Raw genomic sequence first — 15,091 nt, 5'->3', positions numbered from 1 at the left:
TTCAAACCCTGCACGGCCCCAAGGAGCACCCATGCCGCAGCACGATCTTTCCCTGGTGGACGACATCCGCGCCGCCTCGCGCCAGATGGTGCGCGAGCTGGGCTTCATGCAGGCCACGCTGGCGGCCACGGACTATCCGCCCTCGGCCGTGCACGCCATCCTGGAGATCGGCGCGCAGGGGTCCATGGCGGCCTCGCAGCTGGCCCAGGCGCTGGGGCTGGAGAAATCCAGCGTCAGCCGCATGGTGCGCAAGCTGGTGGAGGCCGGCGAGCTGAAGGAAACCGCCGATGGCGAGGACGGCCGCGTCAAGCGGCTGGCCCTCACCGCCAAGGGCCGGCGCACGCTGGCCGCCATCGAGGCCTTCGGGCGCCAGCAGGTGACGGCCGCGCTGGACCGCATGCAGCCGCCGCAGCAACAGGCGGTCTCGCGCGGGCTGGCCCTCTACGCCCAGGCACTGCAGGCGCATCGGCAGGAGGAGCCCCTGCCCGCACCCGCGCAGATACAGGTCCTGCCCGGATACCGGCCCGGCTGCATCGGCCGCATCGTGGAAATGCATGCGCGCTTCTATGCACGCCACGCAGGTTTCGGCGTCTTCTTCGAAAGCCGCGTGGCCAGCGGCCTGGCCGAGTTCGCTAGCCGGCTGGACAAGCCCTGCAACCAGCTGTGGACGGCGCTGGACGGCGACCGCGTCGTGGGCTCCGTGGCCATCGATGGCGAGGACCTGGCCAAGCACCCCGAGGACCGCCAGGCGCACCTGCGCTGGTTCATCCTGGACGACGGCCTGCGCGGCGCCGGCACGGGGCGCCAGCTGCTGCAGCAGGCCCTGGCGTTCTGCGACCAGCAGGCCTTCGAGGCCACCCAGCTGTGGACGTTCAGCGGCCTGGATGCGGCACGCCGGCTCTACGAATCGTCAGGCTTCACCCTGGCCGAGGAATGGCCGGGCCAGCAATGGGGCGAGACCGTGACCGAGCAGCGCTTCGTGCGGGCTCGGCCCTGATGCTGCCCTGAGGTTGCCCTGGGGCCGCACTGCGGCCTTCAGCGCCCGCCCGCGCGCGAAGCCACCACGCCGGCGCCGCGCACCTCCACCTGCACGCTGTCCAGCACCTGCCCCTTGGCATCGACCAGTTCCAGCCGGTGGCGGCCGGGCCAGGGCATCCAGGCGGCGGCAGCCCCCCGGCCGATCTCCTTGGGCGGCGGCTCGGCCGCGCCGGGCGCGGCAGCACTGACCATGCGCCAGCGCAGGCTGGCGTCCTGCCATTCCTGCGTGGCGGCCGTGCCTGCGGGGCGGGCCGACAGCTGCACGCGCTGGCGGTCTGGCGGAATGTCGGGGTCCAGCGCGAGGATGGTGCCGTTGGCCGGGCGCGCAATGCGCACGGGCGAGGCGGCCGAAGTCCCGCGTGTCGATGCGGATGCGGCAGGCAGGCCGCTGCCCGCCATGGCGAACAGGCTCTGCTGCGTGCCCGCCACGAACCATTCGCTGCGCGCGCTCTCCAGCGGCAGGCCCGACGCATCGGGACCGAAGCGCACGGCCTGCTGCAGCACGCCCGCCGGCGCCTTGGGCGCGCGGCTGGGCGTGCGGGCATGCAGGAAGCCCATCACGGCGGCCCAGACAGGTGCCGCGCCGCTGGTGCCGCTGACCGAGTGCATGGCCTCGCCGCGCGCATTGCCCACCCACACGCCCACGGTGTAGCGCTGCGACCAGCCCACGGCCCAGTTGTCGCGCATGTCCTTGCTGGTGCCGGTCTTGACGGCCGTCCAGAAGCGCGTGGCCAGCACGCTGTCGGTGCCGAAGGTGGGCGCGCGCGCCATGGGATCGGACAGGATGTCGCCCACGATGAAGGCCGCGCGTGCATCGATGGCCTGCACGGGCGCAGCCGGCTTTTGCGCTGCGGACCCCGCGCCCGTGGGCTGCGCCGCCCAGCGCACGGGCGTCAGCTGCCCGCCGTTGGCCAGGGCGCGGTAGGCGTTGGTGAGCTGCAGCAGCGGCACCTCGGCACTGCCCAGCGCCAGGCTGAAGCCGTGGTAGCCGCCGCTTTCGCGCAGCGGCAGGCCCAGGCGCTGCAGTTGCGAGAAGAAGGCATCGGGCGTGACCATGACCAGGGTGCGCACGGCCGGCACGTTGAGCGACGACGCCAGCGCCGTGCGCGCCGAGACCCAGCCCTTGAAGCGCCGGTCGTAGTTCTGCGGGATGTAGAGCCCGTTCTGCGTGGGAATGTGGGCCGATGAATCCTCGATCAGCGAGGCCGCCGTCAGCCGCCGCTCGGCAATGGCCTGGGCGTAGAGAAAGGGCTTGAGCGTGGAGCCGGGCTGGCGCATGGCCGTGACGCCATCCACCTCGGCCGCCTGGCTCAATTCGCCCGACGATCCCACCCAGGCCAGCACCTCGCCCGTGGCGTTGTCCAGCACGACGATGGCGCCGTCCTCCACGTTGCGGCCCTGCAGCTCACGCAGTTGCTGCTGCAGGCTTTGCACGGCAAAGCGCTGCACGGGCGCGCTCAGCGTGGAGCGCACGCGGGCCTGGCCTTTGGACTGCGGCTCGGCCAGCAGGCGGCGCGCCAGATGCGGGGCCTGGCCTTCGCTGGCCGCCCATTGCCGGCGCAGCAGCACGCTGGCGGTGAGCAGTTCCATGGCAGTGCAGTCGCGCGCCGCCGCATCCTCGGGCGCCAGCGACTGCAGCACGCCGCAGGCGCGCCGGCCCACGCGCTCGGGCGAGGCGTTGGGCGCGCGCACCAGGGCGGCGGCAATGGCGGCCTCACGTGCGTCCAGCCCGTGCGCGGCCTTGCCGAACAGGGTGCGCGACAGCGCATCGATGCCCACGATCTCGCCCCGGAAGGGCACCAGGTTCAGGTAGGCCTCCAGGATCTGGTCCTTGCGCCAGCGCCGGTCCAGCACCTGGGCAGAGACGGTCTGACCCAGTTTCTGCACCACGCTGCGCCCGCCCGGGCCCTGGCGCCAGTCGCCGTCCAGCAGGCCCGCCAACTGCATGGTGATGGTGCTGGCGCCGCGCGTGCGCTGGTTCCAGAGGTTGCCCCAGGCGGCGGCGGACACGGCCGCCCAGTCCACGCCGCTGTGCTCGTAGAAGCGCTTGTCCTCGCTGAGCACCAGGGCCGTGCGCAGCGCGGGAGAGATGTCGGCCAGGGCCACCCAGTCGCCACGGCGCACGCTGGCGTCGGTGCGCTGGCGCTGCAGCACCTCGCCCTCGCGCGAGAGCAGTTCGGTCTCGGAGGAGCGGTGGCCTTCGCGGACTTCGGAAAAGCTGGGCAGCGCCTGGGCGGCACCGGCCGCCGCGAACAGCAGCGCGGCCGCCAGGGCCGCGCGGGGAAGACGCATGAAGGGAGAAGGTCGCCGGGATTCGATCATGGAGCCGGCATTGTCCGCCTTTGCACCAGCGGCTCAGGAAGAATGGCGTATGCCCTTCTTGAGCTTGAAGGACAGCAGCACCATGAGCACGCCGAAGACCACCGCATACGTGGCCAGCACCCAGAGCATGGCCATCATGCCCGCGCCCGGCTGGGCCAGCACGAAGGCGCCGAACAGCACGGACAGCACGCCGCCCAGGATCAGCAGCCACTCGCCCGTGATCTCCTTGCGCAGCCGCACGGCCGCCACGATCTGCAGCAGGCCCGTGACCAGGGCCCAGGCGCCGATGTACAGCGTCATGACCAGGGCCGTGACGCCGGGCGCGACCACGGTGAGCACGCCCACCACCACGCCGGCCAGGCCCCACAGCAGCAGCACCCACCAATGGCGCATCTGGTCGCGCCCCTGGATGGCCGAATACACGCCCAGCAGGCCATCGACGAAGGTGAAGGCACCGAAGGTCAGCACCAGCGCCGCCAGCGATACCGCCGGCTGCGCCCAGGTCAGCACGCCGAAGGCGATGGCGACCAGGCCGCGCAGCAGCAGCACCCACCAGGTGCGGTGAAGAATCGTGGACAGCGGATTGGGGCTCATGGATGCTCCTTCAAAACAGTCCCCATGACCTTGGAGCAGGCCCGCCACACTGTCTGTAGGCGAAGGCCGGCTTGGCGGCGGACCCTGACCTGGATCAATCCAGCTGCAGCAGCACGGGCTGGTGGTCGGAGAGCCTTGTGTCGCTGTCCACGGCCCAGCCGCGCACATGGCCGCGCAGGCTGTCGCTGACCCAGGCGAAGTCGCAGGCGCCGGGCTCGGGGCCCCACTGGCGGTCGAATAACCGGAAGGTGGGCGGCTGGGGCTGGTCCGGGTGCAGCACGCTCCAGCTGTTGTGCCACTGGCCGGCGCTCAGGGCGCCCTGCTCGCCGGCCGCCCAGGGGGCGGACAGGCCGGCGTATTCATCCTCGTGCGGCTCGAAGTTGAAGTCGCCGCAGAGCACGGCATGCGGCGTGTGCGGCTTGGTCTGCTGGGGCGAGCCGTCGCTGGCGGGCTGGGGCGGCGCCTCGGCCTGGCCCAGAGCCTCGATCTGCAGGGAACGCAGCGCCAGCGCCTGGGCCATGCGCTGGCGGCGCGAGAAATATTCGAGGTGGGTGCTCATCACGCGCACGGGGCCCAGTGCGGCATCCATCACGGTCACTGCCGTGCAGCAGCGCGGCATGCTGCGCACGCCGCCATCGTGCGGATACGGCAGGCGGTGATGGGCCACCTGCAGAGCAGGCAGGCGCGTGGCCACCAGGTTGCCGAAGCGCTGCCGGCCCACGGCCGTGAATTCGTCCACGGCCGCGCCGAAGAAGACCTTCCAGCCTTCGGGAAGGGCCTGGCGGATCTGCTCCACCTGGTCGCCGGGCGCGCCCTGCAGGCCCGGATAGTGGATGGCGATTTCCTGCAGGCACAGCACGTCGATATCGGCCATGGACAGTGCATGCGCCACGATGCGCTCCGGGTCCATGCGGCCGTCCAGGCCCAGGCACCATTGGGTGTTCCAGGTGAGGATCTGCATCATGCGGACAGCGGCTCGCGCAGCTGGAACAGGTTGCCTTCGGGGTCCATGGCGTTGCACACGCGAAAGCCCGGGCCCAGCCAGGACTGCTCCCACAGCTGGCCGCCATGGGCGATGACCAGGGGGCGCACGGCCGCAAAGCTTTTCACGGTGGCAAAGAACTTGATGGCCACGTTCTCGCGCGGCTGGGGTGGCTCGGTGATGGTGATGTGCCGCGCAATCGCCTCGGGAATGGCGTGCAGCACCAGTTGCAGGTCCGGCGACTGCAGCACCATGAGCTCGCTCGTGTGGTGCAGCATGCGCATGGCCAGCACCTCCATGTAGAACAGCGCCAGCCTGTCAGGCTGCTTGGCGTAGATGAACAGGCCGGCGCTAGCGGGTCCGGACATGGTGAACCTCGGCATTGAAAGCAGGGAAGAGTGACTTTAGCACCGCCGTCACTTGATCCCCGCACGCATGAAGCTCTGCACGAACTGGCGCTGGAACAGCACGAAGGCCACCAGCAGCGGGCCCGAACTCATCAGCGTGGCGGCCGTGATGGTGGCCCATTCCACGCCCGACTCCACGCTGGAGAACACCTGCAGCCCCACAGTGAGCGGGCGCGCCTGCACGCTGTTGGTGATGATCAGCGGCCACAGGAAGTTGTTCCAGTGAAAGCTCACCGACACCAGCGCAAACGCCAGGTACACGGGCCGCGCCAGCGGCACGTAGACGCGCCACAGGATCTGCAGGGTGCTGGCACCCTCCACCCGCGCGGCCTCGTCCAGTTCCCGGGGAATGCCCAGGAAGGTCTGGCGCAGCAAAAAGATCGCGAAGGCCGATGCGAAGTACGGCAGGCCTATGCCCAGCAGCGTATCGACGGCGCCCAGGCGCGACACGGTCTGGTAGTTCGCCACCAGCAGGATGTCCGGCATGATCATCAGCTGCACCAGCACCAGCGCAAAGGCCAGGCCCTGGCCGCGAAAGCGGTAGCGTGCAAAGGCATAGGCCGCCAGCGTGCCCAGCACCAGCTGGGCCGCCAAAATCATGACCACCAGCACGGCCGTGTTCAGGAAATAGCGCGCAAAGGGCGCGGCCTGCCAGGCACGGCGAAAGTTCTCCAGCGTCCAGGGCGCGGCCAGGTCGAAGCGTGCCGAGTATTCGGGCGGATGGAAGGCCGTCCAGAACGCATAGGCCAGCGGCAGTATCCACAGCAGGGCCAGCAGCCAGGCGGCCAGCGTGTCCAGCCAGGTGGCGCCGTACAGCGCGGGCGGCGCATGGCGCGGGGCAACGGGTGCGGCGCTCATTGGTAGTGCACCTTCTTGTCGAGCACGAAGAACTGCAGCAGCGCCACGGCCGCCAGCACCACGACCAGCACCACGGTGATGGCCGCCGCATAGCCCGTGTCCCAGAACTGGAAGCCCACCTCGTACAGGTGGTAGAGCAGCAGCGTGGAGGCGTTGTCCGGCCCGCCGCGCGTGAGGATGAAGAGATGGTCCACCAGGCGAAAGGCATTGATCACCGCGTTGACCAGCACGAACAGCGTGGTCGGCATCAGCAGCGGCCACTGCACGCGGCGCAGGAAGTACCAGCGCGAGGCTCCCTCGATGGCCGCAGCTTCCCTGAGGCTGGGATTGAGCGTCTGCAGCGCGGCCAGGTAGAAGATCATGAAAAAGCCCGCCTCCTTCCACACCGCCACCACGGTCACGCAGGCCAGCGCCGTGGACGGGTCGCCCAGCCAGTTGTGCGCGGGAAGCCCCAGCGCACCGCGCAACTGCTCCAGCAGCCCGTACTGCGGCGTGTAGAAGAACAGCCAGATGTTGGCCACGGCAATCATGGGCAGCACCGTGGGCGTGAAGTACGCCATGCGCACGAAGGCGCGGCCGGCCAGCCTCTCGTTGACCCACAGCGCCATGGCCAGCGCCAGCGCCATGGACAGCGGAATCGTGGCCGCCGCAAACCACAGGTTGTTGCGCACGGCCTGCCAGAACACCGGGTCGTCCACCATGACGGCGTAGTTCTCCAGCCCCACCCATGGCCCCGGCTGGCCGCCGCGCGGCGTGGCATGCAGGCTGTCGATCAGCGTGGCCACGGCCGGCCAGTGCGTGAAGGCCACCAGCAGCACCAGCGCCGGCAGCAGCATCAGCCAGGCATGGACGGCCTGGCGGCCGCGGACAAGGGAGGCGGGGGCGGAGCTCATGCGGTCAGCGGCACTGCGCCATCACTTGTAGCGGCGCAGGATGCGGTCTGCTTCCTTTTGCGCATCCTGCAGGGCCTGGGCCGAGGTCTTGCTGCCGTTGAGGGCGGCCTGCACGGCGTCGTTGAGCACCTTGGTCACGCGCTGGTTCTCATGCGTGGAGAACTCGGCCACCGACACGGGCAGCTGGTCGCGCGCCACCAGGGCCTGCGGGAAGTCCTGGCCGTACTTCTTGAGCGCGGGCGTGTCATAGGCGGCGGGCGAGACGGCCACGTAGCCGCTGTCCATGCTCCACTGCGCGGCCAGCGGGGGCTGGGTGACCCACTTCATGAACTGGAAGGCCGCCTCCTGCTGCTCCCGGGGCGCCTTCTTGAACAGGTAGAAGTTGCCCCCGCCCGTGGGCGAGCCCTTGCGCACATTGCCTGCGATCTGGCCCACGCCGAAGTCGAATTTGGCATTGGCACGGATATTGGTCAGGTTGCCCGTGGTGGTGACGATGATGGCGGCCTTTCTTTCCATGAAGTCCTTGGGCGTCGTGCCCCACTCCACCACGCCGGCAGGGTGCACGCCTTCCTTGACCAGGCCCACCCAGTAGTCCAGCGCCTCCACTACCTTGGGGCTGTCCAGCGTGACCTGGGTGCCGGCCTCGTTGGCCAGCAGCACGTCATTGGGCGTGGTCAGCGTCTGCAGCATCCAGTAGGCAAAGCCGGTGGACGGGATCTGGATGCCGTACTGCACGACCTTGCCGCTGGCGTCCTTCTTCGTCAGCCTGTGGGCGGCTTCCTTGAGTTCCTTCCAGTTCTGCGGCGCCTTGTTCGGGTCCAGGCCGGCTTCCTTGAAGGCTTCCTTGTTGTAGTACATGACCACGGTGGAACGCTGGAAGGGCACGCCCCAGGTCTTGCCGCCCGCCTGGCTGTTGGCCATGAAGGCCGGGTAGAAGCCCTTGAGCCAGGCCCGGTCGGCATCGGTCTTCACGAAGTCGTCGATGGGGGCGATGGCGTCCTCGTCGATCAGCGTGAACATGTCGGTGGACAGCAGCACCGAGGTGGCCGGCGGCTTGCCCGACTTGTGGGCCGTCAGCGCCTTGACGATGGTCTCCTGGTAGGTGCCCGCATAGACGGGCGTGATCCGGTACTGCGGATGGGCCTTGTTGAACTCGGCCGCATAGCCGTCGATCACCTTGGTGATGGGGCCACCCACGGCCACGGGAAAGTAGAACGGCACCTCCAGCGGCGTCTGCGCGCTGGCGGTGTGCAGCAGGCCCGTGGCGGCCAGGGCGGCAGCGGCTGCGAGGGTTTTGAGGAAGGCATGGCGTTGCATGGCGGACTCTCCTGGAAGGTGCTTCGGGTGCGAAAGCCGGAACGGCTGAAACGGTGGAACTGCGGAGGAAGATAGGAGCGGTGCCACGGCCTCAGGCCGTGCAGCGCCGCCCCTGTTCGTCAAAGAAATGCGTGGCCTCGCGCGCCCAGCGCAGGCCCACGAGCTGGCCCGGCTGCAGGCCGCCGAGCTGGCTGCCAGCGGTGCGCACCATCAGTTGTTCGCTGCCCACGCGGCAGCGCAGCACCAGGTCGGCGCCCAGGTATTCGAGGCTCTCGATGTCGGCAGCGACCACGGGGCCGCTGCCGACATCGCCATGGAGCGACAGGCGCATGTCCTCGGGCCTGACGCCCAGCCAGCGCGCCTGGCCCGGCTGCTGCAGGCCGGCGGGCGCGGCGCTGGCATGGCTGCCCGCAATGTGCAGGCCGTCGAGGCGTGCGATGTTCATGGCCGGCGTGCCGATGAAGCGCGCGGCAAAGGTGGTGGCGGGCCGGCGGTAGATCTCCTGGGGCGCGGCGCACTGCTCCACGCGCCCCTGGCTGAGCAGCACCACCTGGTCGGCCATGCCCATGGCCTCGGCCTGGTCGTGCGTGACATAGACCACGGTCAGGCCCAGGCGCCGCTGCAGCTCGCGCAGCTCGGTGCGCATTTCCTGGCGCAGCTGGGCGTCGAGGTTGGACAGCGGCTCATCCATCAGGCAGACCCGGGCGCGGGCCACCAGGGCGCGGCCCAGCGCCACGCGCTGCTGCTGGCCGCCCGACAGCTGGCCGGGCCGGCGCGCCAGCAGCGCGTCCAGGCCCAGCAGCGCGGCGGCCTCGTCGATGCGCCGGCGTGCCTCGGCCGCCGGGACCTTGCGCACGGACAGGCCGAAGCCGATGTTCTGCGCCACCGTCAGGTGCGGGAACAGCGCGTAGTTCTGGAACACCATGGCAATGCCGCGCCGAGCGGGCGGCAGTTGGGTGACGTCCTGCCCATCGATGCGCACACGGCCCGAGGTGGCGCTTTCCAGGCCCGCGATGATGCGCAGCGTGGTGGACTTGCCGCAGCCCGAGGGACCGAGCAGCACGCAAAAGGATCCGGGTTCAATGCGCAGATCCAGCGCCTGCAGTGCCGTGGTGCCGCCCCAGGACTTGGCAACACCTTCCATCTCGATCAAGGACATCACGCCAGTCTAGGAAGGCTGTGTGACAGGCCCGTGTCGCGCCACCGGACTGGCGCCCCGCGCAGCTCAGGCAGCTCAGGCAGCTCAGGCAGCTCAGGCAGCTCAGGCAGCTCAGGCAGCAGGGTGCCGTCTGTGCCAGTCCGTGGCCTGCTGGAACGCCCAGCCCGCGCGCACCAGCAGGTCTTCGCGGAAGTCGGGGGCCACGAACTGGAAGGCCACGGGCGCGCCCTCGGGAGTGCGTCCGCCGGGCAGCGTGATCGTGGGGCTGCCCGTCAGGTCGAACGGGCAGGTGTAGCGCAGCATGCCCGAGAACAGCTCGGCATCGGAGCCGAAATGCGCCATGCGCTGCAGCGTGGGGGCCGCAAAGGCCGTGGCGGGGACCAGCAGCAGGTCCACCTGCGCGAAGAGTGCGCGTACCCGGCCCGTGAAGTCCGCGCGGCGCAGCAGCAGCCGCTGGTAGTCGGTGGCGGACAGGCCCAGCCCCAGGTCGATCAGCCCGGCGAGCCCGGGGCCATAGGCCTCGCGCCGTGCAGGGAACGTGGCGCCGTGCGCCACGGCGGTCTCCACCGCGCACAGCGCCGGCCAGTCCTCCACCGCCTGGGTGGCATCGGGAAAGCGGACCTCCTGCACGCTGGCACCCAGGCGCTGCGCCACCGCCAGGGCCTGCTCCACCGCCTGGCGGGAGGGGGCATCCACGCCGTCCAGTGCCCATTGCCGGTCCATGCCCAGGCGCAGGCCGGAGAATCCGCGCGTCATCATGGCCAGATAGTCGGGCACGCTGCACTGGCTGGCCGTAGGGTCCAGCGGGTCCGCCCCGGCGATGGCCGCGAGCATGGCTGCGGCATCGGCGGCACTGCGCGCCATCGGGCCTATGTGGTCCAGGGACGCGGCCAGTTCGAAGGCGCCGTGGCGGCTCACCCTGCCCCAGGTGGGCTTGAGCCCCGTGATGCCGTTGGCGGCCGATGGAAAGCGGATGGAGCCCCCGGTGTCCGTGCCCAGCGATCCGAAGCACAGCCCCGCCGCCGTGGCCACGCCCGAGCCGCTGGACGAGGCCCCGGGCCATAGCTGGGCGCCCCAGGGGTTGACGGGGGCAGTGATCTCGGGATGGTGGTCGGCGAAGGCGCCTTCGGTCTGCTGCAGCTTGCCCAGGATGACGGCGCCGGCCTCGCGCAGCCTGCGCACCACGGTGGCATCTTCCGTGGGGCGATGGTCGCGGTGCAGCGTCATTCCATGCGTGGTGGGGACGCCCCGGGTCCACAGCAGGTCCTTGAGCGCCAGCGGCACGCCGTGCAGCGCACCGCGGCGGCGGCCCTGCGCGATCTCGGCGTCGGCGCGGCGGGCGTCCTCCAGCGCCTGCTGCGCCATCACCGTCACGTAGCTGTGCAGCCGCGCGTCCACGGCCTCGATGCGCGCCAGCATGTGGCGGGTCACCTCTTCCGACGAAATGCGGCGGGACTGGATCTCGCGCCCCACCTCCAGCAGTTCGAGATGGTGCAGTTCGCTGTCGTTCATGGCATGTCTCCCGGCGCCCGGCTCCGGGGCGCCACCGTTGTTGCACTGGAAAAGCCGCACGGGACGCGCGGCAGCCCCATGCTAGGGAGCCGGCGGCACCCACGCTTGTTCGGGAGGGTCAGCGACCTTGCTCAGGCGGCCAGCAGGCTGCGGGGCGTGCAGCCGAACGCCTTGCGAAAGGCTCGGCTGAAGTGCGCCGCATCGGAGAACCCATGCGCGAAGGCCGCCTCGGTCACGCTGGAGCAGCGCCCCTGCATCAGGGCCTGGCGGCTGGCCTGCAACCGCAGCTGCCATACCAGGCCCATGGGCGTCTGGTTGTGCCGCGCAAAGGCCCGCGTCACGGTACGGGGCGAGACGTTGTGCTGCTGCGCCAGCCATTGCAGCGACAGCTCGGGCGAGCCCAGGTTGTCCTGGATGAACGCCTGGATGCGGCCATGCAGGTCCCTTTCCGCGCGGGGCTGCACGGCCATTTCCTGCATCTCCAGCGCCAGGGCCAGCACGTCGAGCAGCGCCATGCCAAAGCGCTGCGCCAAGGCATCACCGTGCGGCGCAGGCGGCATGGCCATGGCCTCGCCGAGCATGGCCCGCAGCGGCGCCACGGCCGGGGCATGGCCATGCAGCGCCCGTCCCGCGTGCAAGGGTGCACGGGCAAATCGATTCAACAATTCGCTGCGCGGAATGCGCATCAGCAGGATATCGCGGGGCGCCACCGAGAATTCGAAAGGCTGCGCAGCGTCATAAAGCACCAGATTGCCCCCACTCAGCCGGGCCACTTGCCCGCCCTGGCGCACCTCGGCCTGGCCCTGGAGCAGATAGCCCAGCCACAGCTCGTCGCGGGCATGCAGGCGCAGGTGGGCTGCGTTGCGCACCCAGCGGTGGCTGGGCGCCGACATGGCACTGATCTCCAGCAGTCCCAGGGACCGCACGGACAGCGTGGCCCCGAAGCCGCCGGGACCGGCACCATCCCCCTGCGCGCGGTGGCTGTCGGCCGGGATGCAGTGGCGGCAGACCACCTCGTGCCAGTAGTCGAAACGATGGCGTGGCTCCTGCGAATGGGTGGAGTATTCGAGCTGCATGGCAGCGCCCAGTATCCGCAGGCGGCCGCCGGCTGGCACCCCGGTGTTTACCCAAAGGCCCGGGGTGCCGCGACGGCGGCGCTGCCAGGCACGGCTCAGCTGTGGCCCGGCGCCCGGTTCAGCAGATGCGTGCGCTGGTCGGCGCTCAGCGACAGGTAGCGCTCGTAGTGGCGCAGGATGTCGGCGATGACTTCCTCGCTGCGCAGGTACTGGATGTCGTGGCCCAGGCGTCCGTCCTCGAAGAACGTGATGGGCTCGTAGACATGGCGGCGCTCCTGCTCGTTGGCCGCCTCGCTCACCAGGAAGGTGGGCACCGTGCGGCGCGTGGCGCGCACGCCGTAGACGAAGTCGCGCAGCGAGGGATCGGGCACGGTCAGGCGCACGGCGCCCTCGCCGTCCAGGTCCTCGGTGACCACCGCCTCGACGCCGCGCTTGTGCATTTCGGCTGCCACCTCGTTCATGGCGGGCAGCACCACGCCGGCCAGGAACCTGCGCACATCGGCGCGCGAGGGCTGGTGCACGATCTGCTCCAGGCGCTTGCGCCAGTGCTGGCCGCTCCAGAAGCTGGTGGCCGGAGCCAGGTCGGGCGAGAAGTGCGCGCGGTCGGCCAGCAGGCCGCGCCACAGCCCGTAGCACAGCGCCAGCATGATGACGGCCACCGGCAGGGCCGCCACCAGGGTCATGGCCTGCAGCGCCTTGAGGCCGCCGGCCAGCATCAGCACCATGGCCGTCGCACCCAGCACGGCAGCCCAGAACAGCCGCTGCCAGACCGGCGAACGCGCATGGCCGCGCGAGGCGATGTTGTCCACCACGAAGGCCCCGGAGTCCGCCGAGGTGACGAAGAACACCGCGATGAGCACGATGGTGAGCCAGGCCACGGGCTTGAACCAGGGCAGGTACTCGAAGAAGCGGAACAGCAGCGCATCCACGTTCGAGGCCGTCTGCCCCAACGCGCCCATGGCCACGTGGGTGTCTATCCAGATGGCGCTGTTGCCGAAGGCCGTCATCCACAGCAGGTTGAAGGCCGTGGGCACCAGCAGCACGCCGGTCACGAACTGGCGGATGGTGCGCCCGCGCGAGATGCGCGCGATGAACATGCCCACGAAGGGCGACCAGGAGATCCACCAGGCCCAGTAGAGGATGGTCCAGCCGCCGAACCAGCCTTCCTGGCTGGGCGGCTCGTAGGCAAAGGTGCGGAACGACAGCTGCACCAGGCCAGACACGTAGTTGCCGATGTTCTCGCTCAGCGCCTCGAACAGGAAGACCGTGGGCCCGGCGACGATGACGAAGGCCAGCAGGATGAAGGCCAGCATGAGGTTGAACTCGCTCAGGCGCCGCACCCCTTTGTCCAGGCCCGAGACGGCCGACAGCCCGGCTAGGCAGACCACGATGACGATGACCGCGATGCGGAAAGCCGCCGCAGAGGTGTCCCAGCCCGTGAGGGTGTGCAGGCCGGCGGCCAGCTGCAGCGCGCCGTAGCCCAGCGTGGTGGCGATACCCGCGATGGTGCCCACCAGCGCGAAGGCATCCACGCTGTGGCCGATGGGGCCGTTGATGCGCTTGCCCAGCAGCGGGTACAGGCCCGAGCGCATGGTCAGCGGCAGGTTGTAGCGAAAGCCGAAGTAGGCCAGCACCAGGCCCATGGTCCCGTAGACGGCCCAGGCATGGAAGCCCCAGTGGAAGAAGGTGGACTGCAGGGCCTCGCGCGCGGCGGCCGGCGTGGAAGGCACGGCCGTGGGCGGCTTGAGGAAATGCTGCAGCGGCTCGCCCACGCCGAAGTACATCAGGCCGATGCCCATGCCGGCGGCGAACAGCATGGCGGTCCAGGAGATGAAGCTGAACTCGGGCTCCGCATCATCGGGACCCAGGCGGATGTCGCCGAAGCGGCTGGACGCGACGAAGATCAGAAAGACCAGGAACAGCGTGACCGAGACGGCATAGAACCAGTCCATGTGCCCCACCACCCAGGCCTGGGCGCTGGAGAACAGCCGGTCGGCGCTGTCGGGCATGAAGCCGCAGTACAGCAGCAGCAGGCCCAGCACCAGCAGGGAAGGAATGACGACGGGGCCCGAGAACGTGATGCGCGGTGCAGGCTCTGCAGGCGATGGCGTGGCCGCCTGCGGCGCATCCGGTGGCGGAGCCGCCGGTGGCGCCGTGCGGGGATCGGTGTTCATGTCTGGCATAGACCCTCTCTCTCTTGTGATCAATGGTGTGCCCGGGAACCGATTCGCAATGGTGGCGGCCTTGCCCTTGTGGGGCGGGCCGCGTTCCCTGCTCGGGGTATGTCCGCCGGGCAAAGGCCGCAAGTATCGTGACTCTTCGCGTCTGCCCGCGTCGGACGCAGGCCCTGAAGGCTTCCGTTTTGCTGACGTGATGCCTTCAGGCCAGGTCAGCCGGCCAGCCTGGCCACCACGGCCGGGGCGATGACGCGGTGCGCCGGCGCCACGCCCAGCATGTAGATACGGCCCAGGGCATTGTGCACATGGACCACGGTGGACATGGCGGCGGTGAAGGTGGCGGACGGCGCGCCCTCGGGGCCGGGCAGCCGCATGAGGGAGACCTGCACGTCCAGGTGCCGGTCGCTGTCGCCCAGCACCACCTCGCCATCGCTCAGCGCATGGATGCGGAAGATGCCGGCGCGGTCGCCTACGCGGTAGCTCGATGGCTGGCGCTGCGCATCGACGCCGCTGAGCGTGCCCAGGTCCTTGATGCCGAAGGGCGCCACCACGCGGTTGCGCAGGCGCATCAGAAAGTCGATCCAGCCCGGCGTGCGGCCCACGCAGCGCAGGTACAGCGCCATGGGGCTGCTGCCGTCGTCCGGCAATTGCAGCTGGTAGCTGTCGTGGAAATAGGCGGTCTTGAGGCGGTCCTGCAGGGCGCTGCCCGCGGGAACCGGGGAGAGGATGACTTGTGCCATGGAGCGGAGGGTGATG

The 15,091-nt window shown here is 69.8% G+C and carries 13 protein-coding genes; 1 reads left to right on the top strand and 12 read right to left on the bottom strand.

Annotation, left to right across the window (positions count from 1 at the left end; translation table 11 throughout):
• The first annotated feature begins 31 nt into the window (after positions 1 to 31).
• Positions 32 to 997 (top strand): bifunctional helix-turn-helix transcriptional regulator/GNAT family N-acetyltransferase, encoded by a 966-nt coding sequence (locus DTS01S_RS04855; RefSeq protein ID WP_016447839.1) that lies wholly within the window; start codon positions 32 to 34, stop codon positions 995 to 997.
• A gap of 38 nt (positions 998 to 1,035) precedes the next feature.
• Here DTS01S_RS04855 and pbpC read toward each other — a convergent pair whose 3' ends face one another.
• From pbpC to DTS01S_RS04795, 12 genes are all read right to left on the bottom strand, one after another.
• The gene (pbpC, locus tag DTS01S_RS04850) at positions 1,036 to 3,360 is read right to left on the bottom strand and encodes a penicillin-binding protein 1C (protein ID WP_061287402.1); all 2,325 of its coding nucleotides are present in this window, start codon (positions 3,358 to 3,360) and stop codon (positions 1,036 to 1,038) included.
• Positions 3,361 to 3,393: 33 nt separating this feature from the next.
• Positions 3,394 to 3,954 (bottom strand): HdeD family acid-resistance protein, encoded by a 561-nt coding sequence (locus DTS01S_RS04845; RefSeq protein ID WP_012207099.1) that lies wholly within the window; start codon positions 3,952 to 3,954, stop codon positions 3,394 to 3,396.
• A gap of 94 nt (positions 3,955 to 4,048) precedes the next feature.
• Positions 4,049 to 4,918 (bottom strand): endonuclease/exonuclease/phosphatase family protein, encoded by an 870-nt coding sequence (locus tag DTS01S_RS04840; RefSeq protein ID WP_061287401.1) that lies wholly within the window; start codon positions 4,916 to 4,918, stop codon positions 4,049 to 4,051.
• Complete coding sequence (locus DTS01S_RS04835; protein ID WP_016447842.1) at positions 4,915 to 5,304, bottom strand: VOC family protein; 390 nt, start codon at positions 5,302 to 5,304, stop codon at positions 4,915 to 4,917. The genes DTS01S_RS04840 and DTS01S_RS04835 overlap by 4 nt, the downstream gene beginning before the upstream one ends.
• A gap of 48 nt (positions 5,305 to 5,352) precedes the next feature.
• Positions 5,353 to 6,201 (bottom strand): carbohydrate ABC transporter permease, encoded by an 849-nt coding sequence (locus DTS01S_RS04830; RefSeq protein ID WP_061287400.1) that lies wholly within the window; start codon positions 6,199 to 6,201, stop codon positions 5,353 to 5,355.
• Positions 6,198 to 7,094 carry a carbohydrate ABC transporter permease gene (locus tag DTS01S_RS04825; protein ID WP_061287399.1) on the bottom strand — a complete coding sequence of 299 codons (897 nt, stop codon included), beginning with the start codon at positions 7,092 to 7,094 and terminating at the stop codon, positions 6,198 to 6,200. The genes DTS01S_RS04830 and DTS01S_RS04825 overlap by 4 nt, the downstream gene beginning before the upstream one ends.
• 21 nt (positions 7,095 to 7,115) lie before the next feature.
• Positions 7,116 to 8,411: an ABC transporter substrate-binding protein gene (locus DTS01S_RS04820; RefSeq protein ID WP_061287398.1), complete on the bottom strand. Its 1,296-nt coding sequence runs from the start codon at positions 8,409 to 8,411 to the stop codon at positions 7,116 to 7,118.
• A gap of 91 nt (positions 8,412 to 8,502) precedes the next feature.
• Positions 8,503 to 9,570, bottom strand: coding sequence for an ABC transporter ATP-binding protein (locus DTS01S_RS04815; protein ID WP_047217398.1), 1,068 nt, complete (start codon positions 9,568 to 9,570; stop codon positions 8,503 to 8,505).
• Positions 9,571 to 9,681: 111 nt separating this feature from the next.
• Complete coding sequence (locus DTS01S_RS04810) at positions 9,682 to 11,082, bottom strand: amidase (RefSeq protein WP_034396725.1); 1,401 nt, start codon at positions 11,080 to 11,082, stop codon at positions 9,682 to 9,684.
• Between the two features lie 131 nt (positions 11,083 to 11,213).
• Positions 11,214 to 12,158, bottom strand: coding sequence for a helix-turn-helix domain-containing protein (locus tag DTS01S_RS04805; protein ID WP_061287404.1), 945 nt, complete (start codon positions 12,156 to 12,158; stop codon positions 11,214 to 11,216).
• Between the two features lie 95 nt (positions 12,159 to 12,253).
• Positions 12,254 to 14,341, bottom strand: coding sequence for a BCCT family transporter (locus DTS01S_RS04800; RefSeq protein WP_026062436.1), 2,088 nt, complete (start codon positions 14,339 to 14,341; stop codon positions 12,254 to 12,256).
• Between the two features lie 206 nt (positions 14,342 to 14,547).
• Positions 14,548 to 15,075, bottom strand: a complete 528-nt coding sequence (locus tag DTS01S_RS04795; protein ID WP_016445816.1) for a DUF2867 domain-containing protein — start codon at positions 15,073 to 15,075, stop codon at positions 14,548 to 14,550.
• Positions 15,076 to 15,091 lie beyond the last annotated feature (16 nt).

It is taken from the genome of Delftia tsuruhatensis NBRC 16741 (assembly GCF_001571325.1).
Taxonomy (GTDB): domain Bacteria; phylum Pseudomonadota; class Gammaproteobacteria; order Burkholderiales; family Burkholderiaceae_C; genus Comamonas; species Comamonas tsuruhatensis.
This window is presented reverse-complemented; position numbering and strand designations above follow the sequence as displayed.

Bases quoted from the DNA above. Each gene is read 5' to 3' on its own strand.
- DTS01S_RS04855 (WP_016447839.1), top strand. From the start codon at position 32: ATGCCGCAGCACGATCTTTCCCTGGTGGACGACATCCGCGCCGCCTCG.
- pbpC (WP_061287402.1), bottom strand. From the start codon at position 3,360: ATGATCGAATCCCGGCGACCTTCTCCCTTCATGCGTCTTCCCCGCGCG.
- DTS01S_RS04845 (WP_012207099.1), bottom strand. From the start codon at position 3,954: ATGAGCCCCAATCCGCTGTCCACGATTCTTCACCGCACCTGGTGGGTG.
- DTS01S_RS04840 (WP_061287401.1), bottom strand. From the start codon at position 4,918: ATGATGCAGATCCTCACCTGGAACACCCAATGGTGCCTGGGCCTGGAC.
- DTS01S_RS04835 (WP_016447842.1), bottom strand. From the start codon at position 5,304: ATGTCCGGACCCGCTAGCGCCGGCCTGTTCATCTACGCCAAGCAGCCT.
- DTS01S_RS04830 (WP_061287400.1), bottom strand. From the start codon at position 6,201: ATGAGCGCCGCACCCGTTGCCCCGCGCCATGCGCCGCCCGCGCTGTAC.
- DTS01S_RS04825 (WP_061287399.1), bottom strand. From the start codon at position 7,094: ATGAGCTCCGCCCCCGCCTCCCTTGTCCGCGGCCGCCAGGCCGTCCAT.
- DTS01S_RS04820 (WP_061287398.1), bottom strand. From the start codon at position 8,411: ATGCAACGCCATGCCTTCCTCAAAACCCTCGCAGCCGCTGCCGCCCTG.
- DTS01S_RS04815 (WP_047217398.1), bottom strand. From the start codon at position 9,570: ATGTCCTTGATCGAGATGGAAGGTGTTGCCAAGTCCTGGGGCGGCACC.
- DTS01S_RS04810 (WP_034396725.1), bottom strand. From the start codon at position 11,082: ATGAACGACAGCGAACTGCACCATCTCGAACTGCTGGAGGTGGGGCGC.
- DTS01S_RS04805 (WP_061287404.1), bottom strand. From the start codon at position 12,158: ATGCAGCTCGAATACTCCACCCATTCGCAGGAGCCACGCCATCGTTTC.
- DTS01S_RS04800 (WP_026062436.1), bottom strand. From the start codon at position 14,341: ATGCCAGACATGAACACCGATCCCCGCACGGCGCCACCGGCGGCTCCG.
- DTS01S_RS04795 (WP_016445816.1), bottom strand. From the start codon at position 15,075: ATGGCACAAGTCATCCTCTCCCCGGTTCCCGCGGGCAGCGCCCTGCAG.